This is a genomic window from Bacillus sp. RC240 (assembly GCF_044907945.1).
In the GTDB taxonomy this organism is placed as follows: Bacteria; Bacillota; Bacilli; order Bacillales; family Bacillaceae_G; genus Bacillus_A; species Bacillus_A mycoides.
In genome coordinates, this window is sequence record NZ_JBIYCT010000004.1 from 351385 (window position 1) to 376201 (window position 24817).

The 24817-nt window shown below is 34.1% G+C and carries 22 protein-coding genes, 2 pseudogenes and 2 other annotated features; of the genes and pseudogenes, 23 read left to right on the top strand and 1 reads right to left on the bottom strand.

The window, feature by feature from the left end; genetic code table 11:
* Window positions 1–154 precede the first annotated feature (154 nt).
* The 8 genes from ABH955_RS16875 to ABH955_RS16910 all read left to right on the top strand — a co-directional run bounded on the left by ABH955_RS16875 (window position 155) and on the right by ABH955_RS16910 (window position 7822).
* Window positions 155–1915 (top strand): ABC transporter ATP-binding protein, encoded by a 1761-nt coding sequence (locus ABH955_RS16875; RefSeq protein WP_404491390.1) that lies wholly within the window; start codon window positions 155–157, stop codon window positions 1913–1915.
* Between the two features lie 86 nt (window positions 1916–2001).
* Entirely contained in the window at window positions 2002–2679 is a 678-nt protein-coding gene (gene hitR, locus ABH955_RS16880; protein ID WP_085310518.1) for an envelope stress response regulator transcription factor HitR, read from the top strand.
* Window positions 2676–3749, top strand: a complete 1074-nt coding sequence (hitS, locus tag ABH955_RS16885) for an envelope stress sensor histidine kinase HitS (protein WP_404456464.1) — start codon at window positions 2676–2678, stop codon at window positions 3747–3749. Before hitR ends, hitS begins: the two co-directional genes overlap by 4 nt.
* A 168-nt stretch (window positions 3750–3917) precedes the next feature.
* On the top strand, window positions 3918–4637 hold the full coding sequence (locus ABH955_RS16890) for a 3-ketoacyl-ACP reductase (RefSeq protein WP_000818985.1): 720 nt from the start codon (window positions 3918–3920) through the stop codon (window positions 4635–4637).
* Window positions 4638–4785: 148 nt separating this feature from the next.
* Window positions 4786–5457: an O-methyltransferase gene (locus tag ABH955_RS16895; RefSeq protein ID WP_404456467.1), complete on the top strand. Its 672-nt coding sequence runs from the start codon at window positions 4786–4788 to the stop codon at window positions 5455–5457.
* A 133-nt stretch (window positions 5458–5590) separates the two neighbouring features.
* Complete coding sequence (locus ABH955_RS16900; protein WP_404456470.1) at window positions 5591–6463, top strand: aminoglycoside 6-adenylyltransferase; 873 nt, start codon at window positions 5591–5593, stop codon at window positions 6461–6463.
* Window positions 6464–6580: 117 nt separating this feature from the next.
* Window positions 6581–7411 carry a peptidoglycan-N-acetylglucosamine deacetylase gene (locus tag ABH955_RS16905; protein ID WP_016094238.1) on the top strand — a complete coding sequence of 277 codons (831 nt, stop codon included), beginning with the start codon at window positions 6581–6583 and terminating at the stop codon, window positions 7409–7411.
* A gap of 72 nt (window positions 7412–7483) precedes the next feature.
* Complete coding sequence (locus ABH955_RS16910; protein ID WP_242308932.1) at window positions 7484–7822, top strand: SdpI family protein; 339 nt, start codon at window positions 7484–7486, stop codon at window positions 7820–7822.
* A gap of 49 nt (window positions 7823–7871) precedes the next feature.
* Here ABH955_RS16910 and ABH955_RS16915 read toward each other — a convergent pair whose 3' ends face one another.
* Complete coding sequence (locus tag ABH955_RS16915) at window positions 7872–8480, bottom strand: NUDIX hydrolase (protein ID WP_404456473.1); 609 nt, start codon at window positions 8478–8480, stop codon at window positions 7872–7874.
* 81 nt (window positions 8481–8561) lie between these two features.
* On the opposite strand from ABH955_RS16915, the gene ABH955_RS16920 reads away from it, so the two are divergent.
* The 15 genes and pseudogenes from ABH955_RS16920 to ABH955_RS16990 all read left to right on the top strand — a co-directional run bounded on the left by ABH955_RS16920 (window position 8562) and on the right by ABH955_RS16990 (window position 24773).
* A complete protein-coding gene (locus ABH955_RS16920) occupies window positions 8562–9200 on the top strand; it encodes a pyridoxamine 5'-phosphate oxidase family protein (RefSeq protein ID WP_002012360.1) in 639 nt (212 codons plus the stop codon).
* Between the two features lie 236 nt (window positions 9201–9436).
* Window positions 9437–9668, top strand: a binding site (T-box leader).
* A 123-nt stretch (window positions 9669–9791) separates the two neighbouring features.
* Window positions 9792–10023 (top strand) — a binding site (T-box leader).
* 308 nt (window positions 10024–10331) lie between these two features.
* Window positions 10332–11627 (top strand): homoserine dehydrogenase, encoded by a 1296-nt coding sequence (locus ABH955_RS16925; protein ID WP_404454920.1) that lies wholly within the window; start codon window positions 10332–10334, stop codon window positions 11625–11627.
* A complete protein-coding gene (thrC, locus tag ABH955_RS16930) occupies window positions 11620–12678 on the top strand; it encodes a threonine synthase (RefSeq protein WP_404454923.1) in 1059 nt (352 codons plus the stop codon). Before ABH955_RS16925 ends, thrC begins: the two co-directional genes overlap by 8 nt.
* Window positions 12675–13568: a homoserine kinase gene (gene thrB / locus ABH955_RS16935; protein WP_219302045.1), complete on the top strand. Its 894-nt coding sequence runs from the start codon at window positions 12675–12677 to the stop codon at window positions 13566–13568. Before thrC ends, thrB begins: the two co-directional genes overlap by 4 nt.
* Window positions 13569–13660: 92 nt before the next feature.
* On the top strand, window positions 13661–13873 hold the full coding sequence (locus ABH955_RS16940) for a DUF6366 family protein (RefSeq protein ID WP_404454926.1): 213 nt from the start codon (window positions 13661–13663) through the stop codon (window positions 13871–13873).
* A gap of 221 nt (window positions 13874–14094) precedes the next feature.
* Entirely contained in the window at window positions 14095–16398 is a 2304-nt protein-coding gene (locus ABH955_RS16945; RefSeq protein ID WP_404454929.1) for a glycoside hydrolase, read from the top strand.
* A gap of 359 nt (window positions 16399–16757) precedes the next feature.
* A complete protein-coding gene (locus tag ABH955_RS16950) occupies window positions 16758–17759 on the top strand; it encodes an LCP family protein (protein WP_002126935.1) in 1002 nt (333 codons plus the stop codon).
* 62 nt (window positions 17760–17821) lie between these two features.
* A pseudogene (locus ABH955_RS16955) lies at window positions 17822–18088 on the top strand (sensor histidine kinase); the annotation flags it as partial.
* Between the two features lie 134 nt (window positions 18089–18222).
* Window positions 18223–19044, top strand: coding sequence for a peptidoglycan-N-acetylglucosamine deacetylase (locus ABH955_RS16960; RefSeq protein ID WP_404454932.1), 822 nt, complete (start codon window positions 18223–18225; stop codon window positions 19042–19044).
* Window positions 19045–19058: 14 nt separating this feature from the next.
* Window positions 19059–19715 (top strand): YkyA family protein, encoded by a 657-nt coding sequence (locus ABH955_RS16965; protein WP_002086134.1) that lies wholly within the window; start codon window positions 19059–19061, stop codon window positions 19713–19715.
* Window positions 19716–19922: 207 nt separating this feature from the next.
* Window positions 19923–20075 (top strand): annotated as a pseudogene (locus ABH955_RS16970) (MerR family transcriptional regulator); the annotation flags it as partial.
* A 32-nt stretch (window positions 20076–20107) separates the two neighbouring features.
* The gene (locus ABH955_RS16975) at window positions 20108–21265 is read left to right on the top strand and encodes an RNA-guided endonuclease InsQ/TnpB family protein (RefSeq protein ID WP_404454935.1); all 1158 of its coding nucleotides are present in this window, start codon (window positions 20108–20110) and stop codon (window positions 21263–21265) included.
* A 157-nt stretch (window positions 21266–21422) separates the two neighbouring features.
* Window positions 21423–22103, top strand: coding sequence for an MgtC/SapB family protein (locus tag ABH955_RS16980; protein ID WP_002012374.1), 681 nt, complete (start codon window positions 21423–21425; stop codon window positions 22101–22103).
* Window positions 22104–22180: 77 nt separating this feature from the next.
* The gene (locus ABH955_RS16985) at window positions 22181–22717 is read left to right on the top strand and encodes a GNAT family N-acetyltransferase (RefSeq protein WP_098168056.1); all 537 of its coding nucleotides are present in this window, start codon (window positions 22181–22183) and stop codon (window positions 22715–22717) included.
* A gap of 247 nt (window positions 22718–22964) precedes the next feature.
* Entirely contained in the window at window positions 22965–24773 is a 1809-nt protein-coding gene (locus ABH955_RS16990; RefSeq protein ID WP_404454938.1) for an IucA/IucC family protein, read from the top strand.
* Window positions 24774–24817: the final 44 nt, after the last annotated feature.

The following is a 24817-nucleotide window of genomic DNA, read 5'->3' on the forward strand; positions in this document are numbered from 1 at the left end:
GTAATAATATCAGATATTTATACTTGTTGTAAAGATGAGTTTATATGTATATTTTGTAAAATTAGAAAAAAGTGTGTTTACATTCAGTTTACATTTATAGCGTATTCTAGTTTTAGAAAGAATAGTTTTGTTTATAACGAGGAGATGAACGACAATGGAAGTTAGGAATACAGAAAAGAAAAAAGGGAATTGGAGGCAGTTTTTACGTCTCATTCAAGATACAAATCCACCGAAAGGCATTCTTATTTTTGCATTAATAATGAGCTTACTTTCTACTGGAGCGAGTTTGTTTATTCCAATGCTGACAAAAGGTTTAGTTGATAATTTTTCACTTTCTTCAATTAGTACGGGACAAATTGTTGGATTAATTGCATTCTTTATTATTCAAACAATTGCTGCAGGATTGTCAATTTATTTACTGAATTATATTGGACAAAAAATTGTAGCTGGACTTAGAGAACGATTGTGGAAAAAGGTACTTATTTTACCAGTGTCTTATTATGATCAAAACAGAACGGGAGATACAATTAGTCGTATGACAAATGATACAGGTGTTGTTAAAACATTAATTTCTGAGCATTTGTCAAACTTATTAACAGGCGGTATCTCAATTATTGGGTCATTAATTGTATTATTTGTTTTAGACTGGAAAATGACAATTTTACTTTTAACGGTTATTCCATTATCGGTACTAATTTTAGTTCCACTTGGACGGAAAATGTATAAGATTTCAAAAGCACTTCAAGATGAAACGGCTTCTTTTACTAGTGTATTAACACAAGTACTATCAGAAATTCGTTTAGTAAAATCTTCAAATACGGAAAAAAAAGAATATGAAACAGGTAATACAGGTATCCAAAAATTATTGCAATTTGGTTTGAAAGAAGGAAAAGTGCAAGCATTAATTTCACCTGTTATGTCGTTTGTTTTAATGGCATTGCTTGTTATTATCGTAGGGTATGGTGGAATGCGAGTTTCTAGTGGTGCATTAACAACAGGTGAACTTGTAGCATTTATTTTGTATTTAGTTCAAATTATTATGCCGATGAGTCAGTTATCTATGTTCTTTACTCAGTTCCAAAAAGCAATTGGTGCAACCGAAAGAATTAATACGATTTTAGAATATGAAGTAGAAGATCATGAAACAGGTATGAATGTTATAAATGCGAAGCAGTCGATCGTTATTGAAAATGTACATTTTGAGTATAACGAAGAAGAGAAAGTGTTGGAAAATATCGATTTCACGATTGAATCTGGAAAAGTAACGGCGATTGTAGGACCAAGTGGTAGCGGAAAAACAACTTTATTCTCGCTGTTAGAACGTTTTTATGAGCCAACTAGTGGTTTCATAAAATTAGGGAAAGAACCAATTACAGCATATTCATTACAATCATGGCGACGTCAAATTGGTTACGTTTCACAAGATAGTCCGTTAATTGATGGAACGATTCGTGATAATATTTGTTACGGTGTTGAGGGTGAAGTGACGGATGAAGAAATTGAAAAAGTAGCAGCGATGGCGTATGTTGATGCGTTTATTCATGATTTACCAAGTGGATACGCAACAGAAGTTGGAGAGCGTGGTGTGAAGCTTTCTGGAGGGCAAAGACAACGAATTGCGATTGCTCGAGCGTTACTACGAAATCCGCAAATCCTTATGTTAGATGAAGCGACTTCAAGTCTTGATAGTAAATCGGAATCGGTTGTTCAGAAGGCGTTAAATAACTTAATGAAAGGTAGAACAACTTTAGTTATTGCGCATAGACTTTCTACTGTTGTAGATGCAGATAAAATTATCTTTATTGAAAAAGGGAATCTTACAGGAAGTGGCTCACATGATGAGTTATTACGGACACATGACATGTACCGTGAATTTGCAATGCAACAATTGAAAATTAAAGAAGGAGCATTATAGAATGAAAACAATCAGTGAAGGGGCACTTCACTGATTGTTGATTTTAGAGTGCCAAAAAGTATGTTAAGCAGAAAGGATATGATTCCTTGATACCCAAAATTTTAATTGTAGATGATGATCCGCACATTAGAGAACTTGTTTCTGTATTTTTGGAACGAGAAGGTTTTCAAACATATGAGGCCGTTGATGGATTAGATGCTCTTCGAAAAATAGAAGAAGTGAAAGTCGATATGGCGATTCTTGATATTATGATGCCAAATATGGATGGGTTTGATTTATGTTATGAATTAAGAAAATACTATGATATCCCAATTCTTATGCTGACTGCTAAAGGTGAAACATCTCAAAAAGTAAAAGGATTTCACCTCGGAACAGATGATTATCTTGTAAAACCATTTGATCCTTTGGAATTAGTTGTGAGAGTGAAGGCATTATTGAAACGTTACCAAATTACAGTATCGCAATCTATTCAAGTTGGGAATGTACTGTTAAATCGTAAAACATTTGAAGTTAACGCCGGAGAACAAACGGTGACGCTGCCGCTAAAAGAATTTGAGTTGCTCTTTACATTAGGATCTAAAGCGGGAAGAACTTGTTCAAGAGAGCAATTAATAGAAGACGTATGGGGATATGATTTTGAAGGGAATGAACGCACGCTAGACGTTCATATTAATCGGTTGCGTGAAAAGTTTCAAGAAGAGCTATCGAAGTTTAGTATAAGGACGATAAGGGGCTTAGGGTATCGCTTAGAGGTAAGTAAATGAGAAAAAGAGAAAGAATGAGTAAGATAAAGATGTTAAAAGTAATAGGGGCGATAGTAGCGCTCTTTGCTTTTCTTACTATAATTTGGTCAATAGCCTTTTTTGTATCGTCTAGTCTAATGAAAGCTTTTGAAATAAACGTATCGCCTTTTATTAGTTTTCTAATTAGTGATATGGTCGGCTTTGTTTTTATCGTTCTTATTTGGACATTAATCGGGATTTTAATGAGACCGAAGCGAGAGGCGATGATTTGGACGATCATTGAACCGATACAAAAAATTGCAAAAGGGGACTTCTCTGTAAAAATACGGAATGAAGAAAAGTATGATGGCGAAATTGGTGTGCTTGTAAAAAGTATTAACGATATGACGGATGAACTTAATGCAATGGAGAAAATGAGACAAGAATTTGTATCGAATGTTTCTCATGAAATACAGTCGCCATTAACATCTATTAAGGGATTTGCTCGAGCACTACAAGATGATAATCTACCAGTTGAAAAAAGAAAACATTATCTTACTATTATTGAAACTGAAACAACGCGATTATCTAAATTGAGTCAAAATTTATTGAAGCTAACACTTTTAGAGTCAGAGGAGTATTCACCAGAAAGAGCCACTTATCGATTAGATCAACAGTTGAAACAAATTGTGTTAAATAGTGAGCCTCTTTGGGATGAAAAAGGACTTGAGTTAGATCTCGATATGGATAAAGTGTGTGTTACTGCAGACAAAGAAAGTATGAGCCAAGTATGGATTAATTTAATTCATAACAGTATTAAATTCACACCAAATGGTGGCACGATTACAATTCATTTAAAAGAACATAAGGAATTCTTGGAAGTAAGTATTCATGATACGGGAATTGGTATATCCGAAGAACAGAAACAACATATTTTTGAACGTTTTTATAAAGCGGATTCTTCACGAAACCGTGCTTATGGAGGAAGTGGATTAGGTCTAGCAATTGTAAAAAAAGTACTCGACCTTCATCAAGGAAAAATAAAAGTTGAGAGTGTAGAAGGAAATGGTACAGAATTTATTGTGCGTATTCCAAATCATGAAGAAAAATAGTGTTAGAAGGAGGCCTTCTAACACTATTTTTCTTTAAAAATGCATTTACCATTACTATAGTTACCTATAAGTAACCTACGCACATAAAAGTGCATCATTGCCTTTTTACATAAACATAGATACACTTTTAATATAATAAACAACTGAGAAGATTAAGGAGTGTTACACTTGGCAGAATTATTACAAGGAAAAAATGCTTTAATTACAGGAGCAGGTAGAGGGATTGGTCGCGCTGTAGCGATCGCATTAGCGAAAGAAGGCGTAAATGTTGGTCTTTTAGCTCGTTCAGAAGAAAACTTAAAAGCAGTTGCGAAAGAAGTAGAAGCAGAAGGCGTAAAAGCTGTTATTGCGACTGCTGACGTATCTTCATATGAAGAGGTAACTACTGCAATTGAAACATTAAAAAACGGTTTAGGATCTATCGATATTTTAATTAATAACGCTGGTATTTCTAAATTCGGTAAGTTTTTAGAATTAGACGTTGCTGATTGGGAAAAAATCATTCAAGTAAACTTAATGGGTGTATACTATGCAACTCGTGCAGCTTTACCAAGTATGATTGAACAACAATCTGGTGATATTATTAATATTTCATCTACAGCAGGACAAAAAGGTGCACCTGTAACGAGTGCATATAGTGCTTCTAAATTTGGTGTTCTTGGTTTAACAGAATCGTTAGCAATGGAAGTTCGTAAACATAATATCCGTGTAACAGCTTTAACTCCAAGTACAGTAGCAACTGACATGGCTGTAGACTTAGGATTAACTGATGGAAACCCTGATAAAGTAATGCAAGCGGAAGATATTGCAGAGTTTATCGTAGCGCAGCTGAAATTAAATAAACGTACATTTATTAAATCAGCAGGACTTTGGTCTACTAATCCGTAAGGGATAAATTTATAAACAAAAGAAGGGATATCTATTCTGTAATGGAGTGGGTGTCCCTTCTTTCTTTTTGTTTATAGGACAGAATTTTTGGTATAATCAGATGTGAATGGTAGAAAAGCATTGGAAAATTGAAGGAGATGGTATTTACATGAGTACAATTGAGAAATGGACGGCTGTTGATCAATATATGAGTGATGTATTAATACCAAAAGATTCTACATTAGAAGAAGTTCTTCAAGCAAACGTTGCAGCTAATTTGCCAGTACATGATGTATCGCCGACTCAAGGGAAGTTTTTACAACTATTAGTACAAATTCAAGGAGCACGTAACATTTTAGAAATTGGCACTCTAGGCGGATATAGTACTATATGGCTTGCAAGAGCATTGCCATCTGGAGGGCGAATTGTTACATTAGAAGCAAGTGAAAAGCATGCTGAAATTGCACGGAGCAATATTGAACGTGCCAATTTGAATGATAGAATAGAAATACGAGTAGGATTAGCGTTAGATTCTTTAAAACAAATAGAAAATGAGAAGTATGAACCATTTGATTTTATTTTCATAGATGCGGATAAACAAAATAACCCTGCTTATTTTGAATGGGCAATGAAGCTATCACGCCCTGGTACTGTAATTATTGGGGATAACGTAGTACGTGAAGGAGAAGTTATTGACAATACTAGCAGCGATCCTCGTGTACAAGGGATACGTCGTTTCTATGAGATAATAGCTGCTGAGCCACGTGTAAGTGCTACAGCGCTTCAAACTGTCGGAAGTAAAGGATACGATGGATTTGTAATGGCAGTCGTTAAAGAATGATGTAAGGAGATAAGTGGAATGAAAAAGATGTTTGAACAATTATAACGTGTATCGTGTACAACGCAGTTAGCTCGTGGCCCTCCGATATACATAACGCTATATGTTATATTAAAGAATTGGAGGTTGTGAGTAGATGAGAACGGAAAAAGAAATGCTAGACTTAATTATAAATACAGCAAAAGAGGATGAAAGAATTCGAGCTGTCATCATGAATGGGTCACGTGTGAATCCAAATGTGAAAAAAGATTGTTTTCAAGACTATGATATTATTTATGTTGTAAAAGATATACAATCTTTTACGTGTAATCATAGTTGGATTAATAGATTTGGAGAAATAATGATTGTGCAAATGCCGGAAGAAATGTCGTTAGTTCCAGCGGATGAAGACGGGAAATTTCCGTATTTAATGCAGTTTATGGATGGAAACCGGATTGATTTAATGCTAGTTCCAGTGGATTTAATAAATAAATTTATTGGACAGGATAGTTTAAGTAAATTGCTACTTGATAAAGATAATTGTATTGGCGAGTTTGCACCAGCAAACGATAATGATTACACGATAAAAAAGCCTACAGAAAAAGAGTTTTTGGATTGCTGTAATGAATTTTGGTGGTGCAGTACAAATGTAGGGAAAGGATTGTGGCGCGAGGAACTTTCTTATGCGAAAGGGATGCTTGAAGCCCCTGTACGAGATATGTTGGTTGTAATGCTAGAGTGGCATATCGGTATGAAAACAGAGTTTACAGTTAATGCTGGGAAGTTTGGAAAGCATTTCGAACAATATGTTGAAAAAGATGTCTGGGAGCAGTTTAAAAGGACATTTTCAAATGCAGAATATGAAAACATTTGGGATTCATTTTTCGTAATGGGTGATTTATTTAGGAAAGTTTCGAACGAAATTGCTAACACTTATGAATATCAATATCCGCAAGATGCCGATGACAAAGTGTCGAGTTATTTAAAGCATGTAAGAAAATTACCGAAAGATAGTAAAGTAATTTATTAAGTATATAAATCAATAAGACTGTCCTAATTACGGACAGTCTTATTTTTGTTCATGAATAAGAATTTCTCTAACAAAGTGCAGCTGAATCACATATGAAATTTTAGGGAGGTTTTTATCATGTATTATTTTTATTCACCAGAAATGTTCGTTCCATTTCCTTTGGGGCTAGAACGCAATATTTCGTATGCTTATATGCCATATCATTCATTTTATTATGGAGACTATGTAAATGCGATGCCATACGCATTACATGTTCCTCAAAATTATGAAGCCGAAATGAAAGAAGAGGATCGAGGGTCATGGACACCATTTTCGTGGGCCGAAAAATATGCGTATGCATTTTCAGGACCATACAATAAAGCAGAAGTGGCTCTTACATTTGATGATGGACCAGATTTAGTATTTACGCCAAAAATTTTAGATAAGTTAAAACAACATAATGTAAAAGCTACTTTTTTCCTGCTTGGTGAAAATGCAGAAAGGTATCCAAATGTAGTAAAGCGTATCGCTAATGAAGGGCATGTAATTGGTAATCATACGTATAGTCATCCGAATTTAGCGAAAGTAAATGAGGCTGAGTACCATAATCAAATTATAAAAACGGAAGAAATATTAAATCGTTTAGCTGGTTATGCACCGAAGTTTATACGTCCGCCTTACGGTGAAATACTTGAAAATCAATTGAAGTGGGCGACAGAACAAAATTTTATGATTGTACAGTGGAGTGTTGATACGGTTGATTGGAAAGGTGTAAGTGCTGATACAATTACAAATAATGTGTTAGGGAATTCATTTCCAGGTAGTGTTATACTTCAACATTCAACTCCAGGTGGACATTTACAAGGATCAGTAGAGGCGCTAGACAAAATCATTCCACAGTTAAAAACGAAAGGAGCGCGTTTTGTAACACTTCCAAGTATGTTCCAGACATCTAAAGAGAGAAAGTGAAAATGTTAATAATTGGAACATGTAAAGTTGTATAGTATAATGAAAGTGTAAGTTAGGAGGTGGATATGATTGATGTATGCACTAGTAAACATAGGAATAAGCATATTGATTGGTATTATATTTATACTTGCCGCACTTATTCTTCAAAAAAATCCACCAACGGATATTAACGCAGCATACGGTTACCGTACGAAACGATCAATGAAAAATAAGGAATTATGGGATGCGGGTAACAAGTATAGTGCAGAAGTGATGAATCAAAATGGATTTATTATGATGTTAATTGGAAGTGTTATTAGTATATTGTTTAGATATCCCCATACAACAGCAGTGATTATGGCTGTCATGCTATTGTTAATTATACGTTTAATCATACGAGTAGAGAAAAGCTTAAAGAAACTTGAGAAATAATGGAAAAAACATGACTCCCGAGTATTATTAGCTGGGAGTCATATTTTATTTACAAACTATTATTTTTTAGCAATTCTTTGCCTTGTTCTACAACAAATTCATAGTATTCAAGATCATACGGATAAATATCTTCAAATGTTATTGTTATCGGTTTACTGTTTAAAACAGAATTAGTCGTTAAAGATGAAATCTCTCTTCTTAATAGTTGTAGAAAAGAAGTTGCATGTACTTTCATCACATCGTCTACTTCTTCACCTGGTGCAAATGGAAGTGGCTTTATTACATTGTGAAAATACATATGACAAAATTCACGATCAGTAAGATTTGAAATTTCATAATCTATTTTATAGATTCCTTTGTATGTTAGATCAGTAGTTTGAAAGAAAAGTCCTAATTCTTCTTCAATTTCACGAAGACCGCCAATTTGTACATCTTCATCATGCATAATGTGTCCAGCTGATGTAATATCCCATATATTCGGAGCTTCTTTTTTATTTTTAGAGCGTAATTGGAAATATAAGAACATATCCTCAGCATCTTTTTCTACAAACCAGCAATGAAATGTTTCGTGCCAATCACCGTCACGATGCACGTCATCACGTAATTTCTTTCCAAGTGTATTTCTTTCAGGATCAAATATTGTTAACCACTCTGTCATTTTAATTCCCCTTTCTGCAAATTTTATTATACAATATTTGTATTGAATTTTGGGAAAATAAAGAAAAAGGAGTGATTATTAGTGAAGATAGAGAATAAGGAAATAAAATCAATAATTTCAACTGAGGAAGAATTACGACAAATATTGGGGCAACCAAGTGAACGGGCTTTGAAAAAAGTTATTTCATCACTTGATCACCATTGTGTAGATTTCCTGTCTAAATCGCCTTTTCTAGTATTATCTACTGCAAATAAATTCGGAGAGTGTGATGCTTCGCCGAGGGGAGACGCACCTGGATTTGTATATGTATTAAATGAAAATAAAATTATCATCCCAGAAAGACCGGGTAATCGTCGTATAGACTCTATTTTAAATATAATTTCAAATTCGCACGTAGGGTTAATCTTTTTTATTCCGGGTCTTGGGGAAACACTCCGAATAAACGGTAAAGCATATATTACGAACGATGAAGAAATTTTGAAAGAAATGCAGGCGAATGGACGCAATCCGTTACTTGGAATTGTTGTTGAAATAGAAGAATGCTATATTCATTGTGCAAAAGCTTTTATTCGTTCAAAAATGTGGGATCCAGAGTCATGGTTAAATAAAACAGAGCTACCTTCAGCACCGAAAATGTTAATGGAGCATGCGAAAGTGAATGCTTCAGAAGAGGAAGTTGCACGTTCTTTAGAAGAAAGTTATAGGGAAAGATTGTATTAAAAATTATTTTTTAAATATAGTGTTGAAGTATGAAACTCTAAACGTTTTAGAGTGAGACTTTAACTATAAATATTGCTAATTTGTATGTGATGAATATATGTGCAAGAGAATAAATCTGTATTAGATGATTTGTTATTTTAAAATATAATTATTCATATTCTTAAAAATTGTGAAGAAAAATAGGCTTGCTTTTTGAAAAGTTGATAACTATAATAAGTTAACAAATAGACATGAACGAAAAAGTAACGATAAGGACATGAGATGATTTTTACGGTTTACAGAGAGGGAAGACAAGGCTGTGAGCTTCCTAACACGAAAAATGATCTTACCACCTTTGAACTTCAATAGTGAACGAGTAATCTAGTAATTATTGACGGTATCAGCCGTTATCTGAACTTGAGCAATCTAGAAGAAAGTAAGTCTAGGTTGGAACAAGGGTGGAACCACGAAAACACATTCGTCCCTTTCCTAGGGATGAGTGTGTTTTTTTTATAGTTTTTAAGATTGAAAATTTAAAATTTAAAATAATTAAAAAATAGTATTGATTTTGTTTTTTATGCGAGTATAATGAGTTAACAAATAAACATGAGCGAAAAAGTAACGATAAGGACATGAGAACATTTTTACGGTTTACAGAGAGGGAGGCCAAGGCTGTGAGCTTCCTAACACGAGAAATGATCTTACCACCTTTGAACTTCAATAGTGAACGAGCAATCTAGTAATTATTGACGGTATCAGCCGTTATCTGAACTTGAGCAATCTAGAAGAAAGTAAGTCTAGGTTGGAACAAGGGTGGAACCACGAAAACACATTCGTCCCTTTCCTAGGGATGAGTGTGTTTTTTTTATCCCGCATTAACGGTCAGTAAGACTCCCATCTCAAAATTTGGCGGATGCGAGGGAGTAAGACGGGAGATCAACTGTCCGTAAAAGCCCGATTGGTTCAACTAATAATCAGTGAGGCATGGACAAAATCCCCACTGATTAAAGTTTCACTTTATTACTTTGAAAGGAGCTGCGGTAACATGAAACGATTAGTACGTACGGAAATAACCATCACCTGCATGATTAAAAAGCAGAGTAAGGTGATTCATAGGTGTAACAATTAAACTATTTAGGAGGAGATTAGAAGATGAATAACGTTATTAATGTTGGGGTATTAGGGTTAGGTACTGTCGGAAGTGGTGTTGTCCATATTTTGAAAGAACATTATAAAAAAATTACTCTTGATACAGGGTATGAAGTAAAGGTAAAGACAGTCGTTGTACGTGATTTGGAAAAGGAACGTGATGTTTGCATTGATGGAATCGTAGTAACAAGTAATGTCGATGAAGTTCTAAATGATTCAAATATTGATATTGTAGTAGAGGTAATGGGCGGAATTGAAGAAGCGAAAGAGCATATTGTGAAGGCTTTGCAAAGTAAGAAACATGTCGTAACAGCAAATAAAGATTTAATGGCTGTATATGGTGCGGAGCTTCTGCAACTGGCAAATAAAAATGAATGTGACCTATGTTACGAAGCGAGTGTAGCCGGTGGGATTCCAATATTAAGAGGATTATCAGACGGGCTAGCTTCAGATCAAATTGAAAAAATAATGGGAATCGTAAATGGAACAACAAATTATATGTTAACAAAGATGAGTCAAAATGGATGGTCGTATGAAGAGGCTTTACAGGAAGCGCAAAAATTAGGGTTTGCAGAATCAGATCCGACAGCGGATGTAGATGGACTAGACGCTGCGAGAAAGGTAGCAATTCTTGCAAACTTAGGTTTTTCGATGAATGTTTCTTTAGATGATGTTCAAGTTAGAGGTATTCGAAAGGTTGAAAAAGAAGATTTAGAGATGGCCGAAAAATTAGGATTTACAATGAAATTAATTGGTAAAGCTGAAAAACAAGGATCATCCATTCACTTAAGTGTAGAACCGACTTTATTACCACGTCATCATCCGCTATCGAATGTGAATAATGAATTTAATGCGGTGTATGTTCACGGTCAAGCAGTAGGAGAAGTGATGTTTTACGGACCTGGAGCTGGGAAGTTACCAACTGGTTCTGCTGTAGTAAGTGACATTATTTCAATCGTTAAAAATATAAATCAAGTTCCGAAAAATAAAAGTGTATTAAAAGAACCGGAGCCGTATGAATTACAAGGAGATGAAGAAGTAGTTTCAAAATACTTTTTGCGCATTTCATTACGAGATGAGCCTGGAATGTTTAAAAAAATAACAGAATGTTTCGTCGATTATTCTGTGAGTTTAAAAGAGGTAATTCAATTACCTTTGAATCGTGAGCTTGCAGAAGTCGTTGTTGTGACGCATCGAACTTCAAAATATCAATTCGAACAAGTTTTAGGGGCGATAGAAGATGTCGCAAGTGAAATAAACAGTTACTACATTATTGAGGAGGAAAAACAATATGTATAAAGGACTATTAAACCAGTACGCTTCTTATTTACCGGTGAATGAAAACACACCTGATGTCAGCTTAATGGAAGGAAATACACCCCTTATTCCATTATTAAATATATCAAAACAATTAGGGATTCAGTTATACGGAAAGTATGAAGGAGCGAATCCAACAGGTTCTTTTAAAGACCGTGGTATGGTAATGGCAGTTGCAAAAGCGAAAGAAGAAGGGGCAGAGGCAATCATTTGTGCATCTACAGGTAATACATCGGCATCGGCTGCAGCTTATGCGGCACGCCTCGGAATGAAATGTATTATCGTAATACCAGAAGGAAAGATTGCGCATGGGAAATTAGCACAAGCAGTTGCTTATGGAGCGGAGATTATTTCAATAGAAGGGAATTTCGATGATGCACTTAGAGCTGTAAGAAACATTGCTGCGGAAGAGCCGATTACATTAGTAAACTCAGTGAATCCTTATCGAATTGAAGGGCAAAAAACAGCAGCGTTTGAAATTTGTGACCAGTTGCAAAACGCACCAGATGTTCTAGCTATACCTGTTGGGAATGCTGGAAATATTACAGCATACTGGAAAGGGTTCTGTGAATATGAGAAAGAAAAAGGTTATAAGAAACCAAGAATTCATGGATTTGAAGCGGAAGGAGCAGCGGCAATTGTAAAAGGACATGTAATTGAGGCGCCTGAAACGGTTGCAACAGCGATTCGCATCGGTAATCCGGCAAGTTGGTCATATGCAGTAGAGGCTGCCGAGCAGTCTAATGGTGAAATAGATATGGTATCAGATGAAGAAATTTTAAACGCGTATAGATTGTTAGCAAAAACGGAAGGAGTTTTTGCTGAACCAGGATCAAATGCTTCATTAGCCGGCGTAATTAAACATGTTCAATCTGGAAAAATCAAAAAAGGCGAAACAGTTGTCGCGGTATTAACTGGAAATGGTTTGAAAGATCCTGATATCGCTATCTCTTCTAATAAATTAGACATTGCAAGTGTTTCAAATAATATAGAACAAATTAAAGATCATATTAAAGGGGTGATTATGTCGTGATACCAGTAAGAGTTCGTGTCCCTGCTAGTACAGCAAATGTTGGACCTGGATTTGATTCAGTAGGAATAGCATTGTCATTATATTTAGATGTGCTGGTAAAGGCGGAAGCGGATAAATGGCAAGTAATCCATTCCTTTGAAGATTCAATTCCAACAGACGATAAAAATTTAATTGTTAGCACGGCATGTAAAGTATGTCCTTCTTTATCACCCCATATAATAGAAGTTACTAGTAATATTCCGCTGACAAGAGGGCTAGGAAGTAGCGCATCAGCGATTGTAGCAGGAATAGAGCTTGCGAATCAACTTGGAAATTTACATTTAACAACTGATCAAAAGGTTCAAATTGCTACAAATTTTGAAGGGCATCCAGATAATGTTGCTGCTTCTATTTTAGGTGGAACTGTAATCGGAGCACTTGATGGAAAGAATGTTTCGGTTGTAAGAATTGAAAGTAAGGAATTAGGCGTAATTTCTCTTATTCCAAATGAAGAGCTAAATACAGATGAAAGCCGATCAGTATTACCAGAGATGTTTCCGTTTCATGAAGCAGTTAAAGCTAGTGCGATAAGCAACGTATTAGTAGCTGCGTTATGTCAAAAGAAGTGGGAAGTTGTAGGTGAAATGATGGAACGAGATCATTTCCACGAGCCATATCGTTTAGAACTTGTACCGTTATTACCATCAATTCGTAAATGTGCAAAGGAATTTGGAGCATATGGCACAGCGCTTAGTGGTGCGGGACCATCCATTTTTATTTTAACTCCGTACGAGAAGCGTAAAGAAATAGCTGACCAATTAGCGAGAGTATTTGCAGCTATGAAAGTATGTGAGCTTGAAATTGATCATAAAGGGATTACTGTAAATAAGGAAGAACATATTGGATTATAAAGAAAGCTAGCATCGCTAGCTTTCTTTACGTTATGGAGAATCTATTTTAAAGGGGATTTTTCGGAATGAACATTAATTTTAGAGGTGATTATATGAGTTCAAAAGAGTCACCAGAAGAAAAAAGAGAACGCATGAGACAAGGTGAATTGAAAAATAATCCTACCGGTTCTTTGAATGATGGACTCAACAGGGCGGAATCAGGTAGCCCCGCTGATATGACAGGTGGTATGAATTGGAAAGGTACAGGGATATTAATTTTAGTGCTAGTTTTAGGATATATTATATATAGTTACTTTTTCAGTTAAGGAAAGCTTGATGGAATTTAGATTTGCTTGATCTAATTATTAGTGAGAATAAAAAAACAAGGATTAAAGTCCCACTGTATTACATATTTTCTTTAAACAGATTATAGTTATACGTAAATTTTTTTTGCTCATAATAGAGCTAGCATAATGCTAGCTCTATTATTTTTTTGCCATATTCCTGTAACAAACCTCCTGTATATTCATTGGTGGAGGTGCAGAAGATGAAAAAAATGATAGCGATATGTCTTCTTACAACATTGTCATTTTCGACTTTAGTCGGGTGTGATGTAAAAGGTAATGATGCTTTACAAGAGTCTAAAATAAAGAAAGCGACGTATAAAGATTTTACTTACGATGTAAATCCTGAGACTTTTACGTTAACTGTAGAACATGATGGTGTAAAAGAACAGGCATCACAACCGTTACCAAAAATGAAGGTATCGAATTTGAAAAAAGACAAGGATCATACATCATGGGAATATCCGGATCAAAAAGTAAAAGTAAATTTAGAAAAGAAAAAAGACCACTTAAATATTGAAGTGGAATCGACTGGTGCAGAAAGTTTTACATGGCCAAAAGTGCAAGCTGAAAATTATACACTTCCGTTATGGGAAGGTAAGCAAATTCCGAGTAATGATGAGAATTGGAAGAAGTTTTTAAAGGATGATGCATATTCATTTGCTGAATCACTTTCTATGAAGTTTTTTGCATTAAATGGTTCTAAATATTCGATCGTATATATTGCGAACAATATGTTTAATAATGAATTGAAATTTCATTCAGATCCGAAAATAGGGTTTGATTTTACACATGAATTCCCGAGTATAAATAAAAATAAAAAATATGGATTTCAATTATATGTGACAAATAATGATGCAGTAAGTATTGCTAAACTCTATAAGGATAATATTGCTCGAAAAGGTGAATTTAAAACATTACAAGAAAAGGCAAGAAAAAATAAAGAAATCGAAAAACTTTACGGGGCAGCTCATTTTTACTTTTGGAATCAAAATGGTTTATCAGAAAGTAACGTGAATTGGCCGAAGCTAAGAGAGCAAATAAATAGCCCGGTGTTTAGCCATATAAAAGAGCTTATTCAAAAGAATAGTTCAGAGCCTGGGGAATTGAATGTATTTGAGCAGGTGAGTAAACAAGACTTTATCGATAAGTACCAAAAAAATGTTATTTTACGCTATACAAACGAAGTATTATCTATGAAGGAATTGTATAAAGAGGATATTTTCCCGAAAGTTAATCAGGAAGCTAGTGTGTTATTAAAGAAAGGTGTAGATCACTTATCGAAGACAGAGCTGTATAGCTTAAATAAACATTTATTAAAGTCAGTACTCGGTGATGCAGTTGAAGAAGTAAGTAAATGGGGTAAAGCAGATGGAACGGATATAATAAAGGAAATGAAAAAAGTAGGGATAGACAAAGCGTGGATTGGTCTACCGAACTGGGAACAAGGATTTATGCAGCCTAATTTCGTTACAGAAGCTAAGGAAATGGGATATTTAGTTGGTCCGTATGATTCTTACCATTCTATTCACGAAAAAGGTGATAAAAATTGGAACACAGCTTCCTTTAATGACCCATCGTTATATGAAGAAGCCACTGTAACGAAGAAAAATGGTGAGAAAGTGCAAGGGTTTTTAGGGAGAGGCCGAAAATTAAATCCGACATTATCACTTCCTAGTGTAAAAGAACGAATGAACGATATATTACAAAATGGCCCTAAATATAATTCATGGTTTATTGATTGTGACGCGACGGGCGAAATTTATGATGACTATTCGGCAAAACATTTAACGACACAAGAACAAGATTTACAAGCACGATTAAAACGAATGGATTATATTGCACAAGAAAAAGGTATGGTAGTTGGCTCTGAGGGCGGAAATGATTTTGCAAGTAGTACGATTGCATTTGCTCATGGAATTGAAACACCAGTTATTAAGTGGGACGATGAAGATATGAGAAAAAATAAAACAAGCCCGTATTATGTCGGTGGATATTGGTCACCAAATCAAAATGTTCCAGAAAAATATGCAAAACAAGTACCGTTAAAAGAAGAATATAAGCAAGTATATTTAAATCCAGTATATTCGGTGCCATTATATAAACTAGTATACAATGATTCGGTTATTACAACGCACCACTGGGAATGGGGAAGTTTGAAGGTAATGGACGAGGTTGGAAATCGTATGTTATATGAGTTATTGTATAATGTTCCTCCGTTGTACCATTTAGATGAAGTAGAGTGGAATAAGCATAAAAAAGAAATTACAGAGCATCTGAAAGTTTGGAATGATGTTCATGAAAAGGCAGTAAAAGAAGAAATGACGAACTTTGCATATTTGTCAGAAGATAAGTTAGTACAATCTGCTTCTTATGGAAAAGAGATTAAAATTATTGTGAATTTCTCTAATGATGATGTGGAAATAGAAAAAACGAAAATAAAAGCAAAATCAGCTTTAATTTATAATAATGGGAAGCAAATGATATACACACCAAATGAGAAATAATAAAGTGAAATTTTAATCAGTGGGGGATTTATCCCTCACTGATTATTAGTCATCACCAATCAAAATTTCACGGCCCAAACTTGACTCTTTTATTCCTGATAAATTATGAGGTGAAAGTCTTACTACCTGCAAATAACAGAATGATAAATCTGTAAATTTGAACGTTTTGAAGTGTTAAATTTTTGAAGTTGATAAATAGTGACTTGCCAAAAATAAGCACGAGAGTATAATGTGAAATGGAATACATATTGGATTCATGATGTAACCTTACAAAAATGTAAGGTGATTGAAAGGAAATTCAATATGAAGATTACTAGACATACATTATACTAGGAAAAGAGAAAGAGAGGAGAATGAACATGAGCTCTGAATTAGAACAAGATACGAGAAGCAGTAAAAAACGTTCTAAAAGAAAATCAATAAAATGGTTCATTTTAATTCCATTTTTCCTACTTGTTTTTGGAGGAGTAGGATATGGATCGTTTATATATAACAAAGCAAAAGCTGTTGTAAGTGATGCATATGCACAAATTGATAAGTCATCAAAAAGGGACAAAGAAGTGGAACCTTTAAAGGATAATATTTCGATTTTAATCATGGGTGTCGATGGAAGCGAAATGAGAAAAAGCCAATATGGTGAAGCGGTTCGAACAGATGCACTTTTATTAGCGACAATTAATAAAGATGATAAATCCGTTAAATTAGTAAGCATTCCTCGTGATTCACGTGTTTATATTCCATCTAGAAAGAAATTAGATAAAATTACACACGCACACGTATTTGGTGGTGTTGAAAGTACAAGAGATACAGTGGAAAGATTTTTAAATGTACCAGTTGATTATTATGTGAAGTTTAACTTTGAGTCATTTGTACAAATTGTAGATTCAATTGGTGGTATTGATATTGATGTACCTGTTACTTTCACAGAACAAGATAGTAAAGACCAAGCAGGTATGATCCATTTAGAAAAAGGTTACCAACATTTAAATGGTGAACAAGCCCTTGCACTTGCTAGAACGCGTAAAATTGACAGTGACGCAATGCGTGGTCAAAGGCAACAACTTGTAATTGAAGCAATTGCGAAAAAAGCAATGTCTGTTCAATCAATTAGTAAAATGGGCTCTTTACTTGATGCAGTTGATAAAAATATGAAAACAAACTTAACGTTTGATGATATGCTTGCTATTACGAAAAATATGGCAGGATCAGATTTGCAAATGGAAAAGATGCAAATAGAAGGAACGGATAAGCGTATTGGTGGTATTTATTATTACATTCCAAACGAAAAAAATGTGAAAGATATTTCGACTAAGTTAAATGAGCATTTAGGTGTTACACCAAAACCAACTCGAAATGAATAAGTATAAAAAAAGGTTGGCCTCAGCCAATCTTTTTTTATGGAAATGGATTGCTTCATTTATTTTTAGTAGAAGGGCTACTAGTTTTTTCACGTCTACAGTCAAATCATTTTAATTTATATAAACAAAAGGTGCAATTGTACGATATACTAGAGGAAAGAATTTGGTAATTAACTCCTAAAATAGAGAAAATAAATTCATCTCATTGCAAGTTGAAAGCGAATTGAATTGATAGAAGATGAAGAGCAAACAGGTTAAAACAAATCTTCTTGAAAGTTGTACATAGTGCAATCAAGAATTGGTATGAAAAGAATAAAGAGTTTGTTGAGGCAGGAACAACAATTTTGATAAAACTCCCATTATAATTCATATTTTAGATTGTTTATATAGTGTAATAAAATAAATAGATGTATAATTATATTGGGTGATTTATATATAAGATTAATAGGGAGAGGAATTCGATAGAATGGAAAAGGCTTTTAAAATTAAACGAGTTGCAGTTGTTTCAATAGCGATTGCAATAGTAGCTATTGGGTATTTCATGTTTCAATCTATTACTTCACCAGCAAAAGCTGTTGCTAAGCAAGAAAATATAGTGCAGCTTGCAAGTGAACAATCGAAAGTTGAAATGAATAAAACGGCGCCAAGTCGTTTTAACGGAATGGAAAGAAAAGTTGCTTATCTTACATTTGATGATGGGCCAGGAAAATATACGGCTGAATTATTAAATATGTTAAAACAGCATGATGCGAAGGCGACATTCTTTTTAATCGGAGCGAATGTAAAAGCGTTTCCTGATTTAGTAAAACGTCAAAATGCAGAGGGTCATTATGTTGGAATGCATAGTATGACACACAATTTTGCGAAGTTATATAAAAATGGCGAATATGTTAATGAAATGAAAGAAGATCAAAGCTTAATCGCAAATATTATTGGAAAATCACCTCAATTAACACGTCCACCATACGGGTCGAAGCCTGGTTTAAATGAAGGCCTTCGAAACAAAGTAGTAGAGGGTGGTCTTAAAGTATGGGACTGGACAATTGATTCTTTAGACTGGAAATACAATAAAGTACCAGTCGATGCAGCGGCAGCACAAATCGCTCAAAATGTATTAGCTGGTGCAACAAATCCTCAAGAAGTCATTTTAATGCATGATATTCATCCGCAATCAGTCGCAGCTGTGCCAGCAATATTAAAGGGTCTAAAAGAAAAGGGTTATGAGTTTGAAGCATATCATGAAGAGAATCACTTCCCCGTGAACCTCTGGCATGATAACCGTATGTAATGGAGGAATTGAAGTTGAAATATGGAAAAGTAGCAGTAGTTGGAGCATTATCAGTAGGATTATTATCAGGTTGTTTCGGTGAAAAGCCAGAAGAAAATTTATTTACGGCTTTTGAAGCAGCATCTACACAGGAAAAATCTTTAGCAGATGACACAAAAAAATTAGAGAAGTTAGAAAAGCAAGGACAAGAACTTTATTCTCAAATTTTACAAGAAGGTAAAGAGCATAATGAAGCAGTTTCAAAGAAAATAGAGCAAGCTACTGCAAATGTAGACGAGCGTGAAAAAGTATTGAAAAACGAGAAGGAACAGTTAGAAAAAGCGCAGAAAGAAACGACATCCGTTCAAAATAATATTGAAAAACTCGAAGATAAGAAATTACAAAAACAAGCAAAAACAGTAGAAGAATCGTATAAAAATCGTTATGATGCCTTCCAAAAGATGAATGAGAATTACACGAAGGCGTTAGCGACTGAAAAAGAACTGTATGAAAAATTAAAAGTAAAAGAAACGAAGTTAAAAGAAATTGGTGAAAAAGTTAAAACTGTTAATGAGTTAAATGTGGAAGCGCAAAAGGCGAAAGAACAATTTAATAAACATACAAAAGAGTATAATGATAATAAGTTAGCATTTTATAAAGATGCACAAATTAAAATTAAAGAACAAAAATAAAGAAAGATCTTAATTATAATAAAAAGCCGGGGAAACATTGTCAAAAATGTTTTTTCGGTTTTTTACTTTAAATGAATAGAAAAGACTGGAATTGATATCATAAAAGAGTTATAGTGAAATATTCGAAGGGAAATATTAGGAAGTAAGGAGATCAATACAGTTGTATAAAACATACGCAAATGCAGATAAATATGTTACATTCTACCTATGAAACAATATAAATCAAAAGAATTCGCTGAAATAATCAATGTGTCTGTAAGAACTTTACAGAGAAGGATAACGAGGGTGTATTGACTGCTTACCGAAACCCTAAAGGAAGAAGATTTTATACAGATAAACAGTATAAAGACTATATGGGGATTCAAGAAGAAAATACCGGAGGATAAAGATTTATGAAAAGAGCATATCTAATAGAAATCCATCCGACAAAAGAACAAATACCTCGAATAAATCAGACTATTGGTGTGTGCAGATATGTTTACAACCTGTATATCTCTAAAAATAAAGAGTTGTATGAAGCCGAAGGAAAGTTTTTAAGTGGGTATGACTTTTCAAAATGGTTGAACAATGTCTATACAAAAGAATGTGACCAGTGGATAAAAGAAGTATCAAGTAAAGCTGTAAAACAAGCGATTATGAACGGGGATAAAGCTTTTAAGCGATTTTTTAAGGGTTTATCTAAATTTCCACGATATAAGAAAAAGAAGAAGCAAGATGTGAAGTGCTATTTTCCTAAAAACAACAAAACAGATTGGACAGTAGAAAGGCATAGAGTAAAAATCCCCACAATTGGTTGGGTAAGGTTAAAAGAATATGGGTATATTCCCAAAAATGCGATTGTAAAAAGTGGAACGATAGGTAAAAGAGCAGGAAGATATTTTGTATCCGTGCTTTGCGAATTGGAAGAAACAGAAACGAAGCCAACTTTCAAGCAAACAGGTTTAGGTATTGATTTAGGGGTGAAGGATTTCGCTATACGTAGCGACGGTATCGTTCATGAAAACATCAACAAAACAATAAGAGTAAAAAAGATAGAAAAACGGTTAAGACGTGAGCAACGTTTTTTATCGCGTAAATTTGAAAATATAAAAAAGAGAGGTGAAAAATCTGTTACTAACAAAAGAGCGAATATAGATAAAAATATTCTTAGAGTGCAAAAACTATATGCCAGGTTAACAAATATTCGATTAGCGTATGTAAAGTCTATTGTAAATGATGTGGTGAAAACCAAGCCAACATTTATTACAGTAGAAGATTTGAATGTGAAAGGTATGATGAAGAACAAACATCTATCTAAAGCAGTTGCGAAGCAATGCTTTTATACATTTCAAACATGGTTATTGGCGAAATGTGAGGAATATGGAATTGAACTACGTCAAGTAGGCAGGTTCTATCCCTCGTCGAAGTTATGCTCATGTTGTGGTCAAAAGAAAGTAGACTTAAAACTATCCGAACGAGTATATGAATGTGACTGTGGAAATGTAATAGGTAGAGATTTGAACGCGTCAATCAACCTTTTACAAGCAAAAAAATATACAATACTAACGTAAATAGATTGTATATATGTACGGTGGGCTACATCGGAATTTATGCCTGTGGAGTGTTACAGCAAACTGTAGTAGCGAGTTAGTGGCGAGACAGGACACGCAGAAGCAGGAATACTCTAAGAATGTACATTTGTCTATATTCTTAGTAGCAGAAGGAATTATGTCATATGAATTTTTATTCAAATTAGGTTTAGCACTCTTTTTAGGATTATTCATCGGAATAGATAGGCAGCTAAAGAATAAACCGCTTGGTGTGAAAACAAGTATGGTTATTTCCGTAGCGAGTTGTTTAATTACAATGGTTTCAATTGAATCAGTGAATGTTTATTCTGTACCGGGTCATACAAACATGGATCCAATGCGTCTCGCCGCTCAAATTGTTAGTGGGATTGGTTTTCTTGGAGCAGGGGTAATTTTACGAAGAAATAATGACGTTATTTCAGGATTAACGACAGCTTCTATGGTATGGGCCGCTTCAGCACTAGGTATTGCGATTGGTGCAGGGTTTTATATACAAGCGACGGTTGCTATGATTTTAATTATATTAGCGATTAACGTACTTCCGCAAATTGTGAAAATTGCAGGCCCTTATTCATTAAGACAAAAGGACTTATCCATAAAAATTACCGTAAACAAACATCGAGAGTTAGACGGGATTTTTAAGCAAATTAAAAATTTAAATATGCAAGTAAAACGAGTGAAAATTAAAGATATTGATAATGGGGCATCTCAGCAATTGGAAATGGTCATTTTAGCTCCAGAAGATTTATATACAACTGAATTATATAGTTCTTTAAAAGAAATCGATCATGTTGTTTCAGTAGAAGTTGAAAGTAGATAAAAAGAGTGATGAAAATTCACTCTTTTTTTAATGCATACAAAACATTTTGCTATAATTATTTTCTAAGGGGGATGAGTATGGTGGAGATACATATTAGAAAGGCAATGAAAGCTGATATTGCGACAATAGCGAAAGTGCATGTGGAAAGCTGGAAAACGACGTATACTGGGATATTCGCTAACGAAATTTTAGAAAATTTAACATTTGAACAAAGAAAAAAGCAATGGGAAAACATTTTTCAAAAAGAAGACAATCTACAATATAGATTTGTAGCAGAAACGTTAAATGGGGAAATTATCGGATTTATCGATGGGGGAGTTGAAAGAACAGGTACATATAATTGTGATGGGGAATTATATGCAATATACATTTTACAAAAATATCAAGGAATGAAGATAGGACAAAGATTATTTCAAGCATTGCTATCGGAATGTAAAAAAGATAATATGCAATCTCTGTTAGTTTGGGTTGTTGCTAATAACCCTTCTAAAAAGTTTTATGAAAAATATAATCCGGAAAAAATTGACACGAAACTTTTAGAAAGACTAAATGTAGAAGAAATAGCATATGCTTGGCGAGATATGGATTGTTTATACAAAACATTATCAATTTAGGTTTGAATAATTATATTATGTAAATTAAACTTACGGATATTAAAAAACATCAATAATTATATTGATGTTTTTTTGCATACGGATTTAATGTTGTGGAAAAGACAAAAGGTTTAGTTAGATAAAAAAACTCTGAAATATATCTTGAAATGATTATCATTATCAATTAAAATCATAGTTGATAATAAAATTCAACTGTCAGAAGTTTCACGAAAAAATGATAGTGTTCGTCTAAAAGAGGAGGAGCAGTATGCAGCATGCGAAACAAATCGCGGAACATGCAACAATACAAAGCTTTTTAAATTGTTATTTAAGAGAAACAGGAAGTGGAGAATGGATTACGGAGGATAAAAGGATAGAAAATATTTTCTGCCATTCATTTCAAAGAGACGCTATCCCCACTTATTTATGCTGTCGGTTATCGGCACAAAACGTTACTTTGTATGGGGAAGTTATATATAAATCGTCAACGGACCGTCATCTATTTGGAGAACAATTTTATTACCAAATTGGCGAAAATAAAAATGTTATTAAAGCAGATTATATTACGGTTATTATGTTTTTAATAAAGGAAATGTCTATTAACTATGGAGAAGGTACGAATCCTGATGAACTTATGCTTCGAGTTATCTGTAGTTGTCAAAATATTGAGAAGTTTATACAAGGAAGGGAGCAGGATACAGCTGAATTATATGGTTTCCATACGACTTTTATAGAGGCGGAGCAATCTTTATTATTTGGACATTTAACTCATCCTACACCAAAGAGTAGACAAGGTATATTGGATTGGAAAAGTTCAATGTATTCTCCTGAATTAAAAGGGGAGTGCCAACTTCACTATTTTAGGGCACATAAAAGTATAGTAAGTGAAAAGTCATTGTTACAAGATTCTACAACGGCGATGATAAAAAAGGAATTAAAGAACGATGAAAAGGTAGGTCAAGAATTTATTGAAGAGTACTGTCAAGAAGATGAATATTCATTAATTCCAATCCATCCGCTACAAGCAGAATGGCTATTACATCAATCTTATGTGCAAAATTGGATGAATCAAGGTGTACTTGAATATATCGGTCCAGTAGGTAAGTGTTATATGGCGACATCATCACTTAGAACGCTATATCATCCTCATTCGAAGTATATGTTCAAGTTTTCATTCCCTGTAAAGGTCACGAATTCAATGCGTATTAATAAATTGAAGGAACTTGAGAGTGGACTTGAAGGTAAGGAAATATTGAATACTAAAATTGGAGAGGTGCTAGAAAAGTTTCCAGGATTTGATTTTATATGTGATCCGGCCTTTATTACTTTAAAATACGGGGCACAAGAGTCTGGATTTGAAGTGATTATTCGAGAAAACACATTTTATAGTGAAAATGAAAATGATGCAACGCTTATCGCTGGATTAGTACAAGATGCAATTCCGGGTGAAAGAACTCGTTTAGCAAATATTATCCATCGCTTAGCGGATTTAGAAGGTAGAAGCTGTGAAGAAGTAAGTTTAGAGTGGTTTAGACGATATATGAATATCTCTTTAAAGCCGATGGTATGGATGTATTTACGTTATGGCGTTGCATTAGAAGCGCATCAACAAAATAGTGTTGTTCAATTGAAAGATGGTTATCCAGTTAAGTTTTACTTCCGTGATAATCAAGGGTTTTATTTCTGCAATTCAATGAAAGAGAAGCTTAATAATGAGTTATCTGGTATTGGCGAACGTACTGGGAATTTATATGACGATTACATTGTGGATGAAAGATTTCGTTACTATTTAATTTTTAATCATATGTTTGGACTAATTAACGGTTTTGGTACAGCAGGATTAATAAAGGAGGAAATTCTTCTTTCGGAATTAAGGTCTGTACTTGAAGAGTTCCTTCCATATAACCGTGAACCTTCTACATTTTTAAGTGAATTGTTGGAAGAAAATAAATTGGCATGTAAAGCAAATTTGCTAACGAGATTTTTCGATGTTGATGAACTGACAAATCCTTTAGAGCAAGCAATTTATGTACAAGTAGATAATCCACTCGTTAGAGAAGTGGCTGTTCGTTCATAAGTAGTGCTAAAATTTCACGTAATACAAATAATGGAATTCGATAT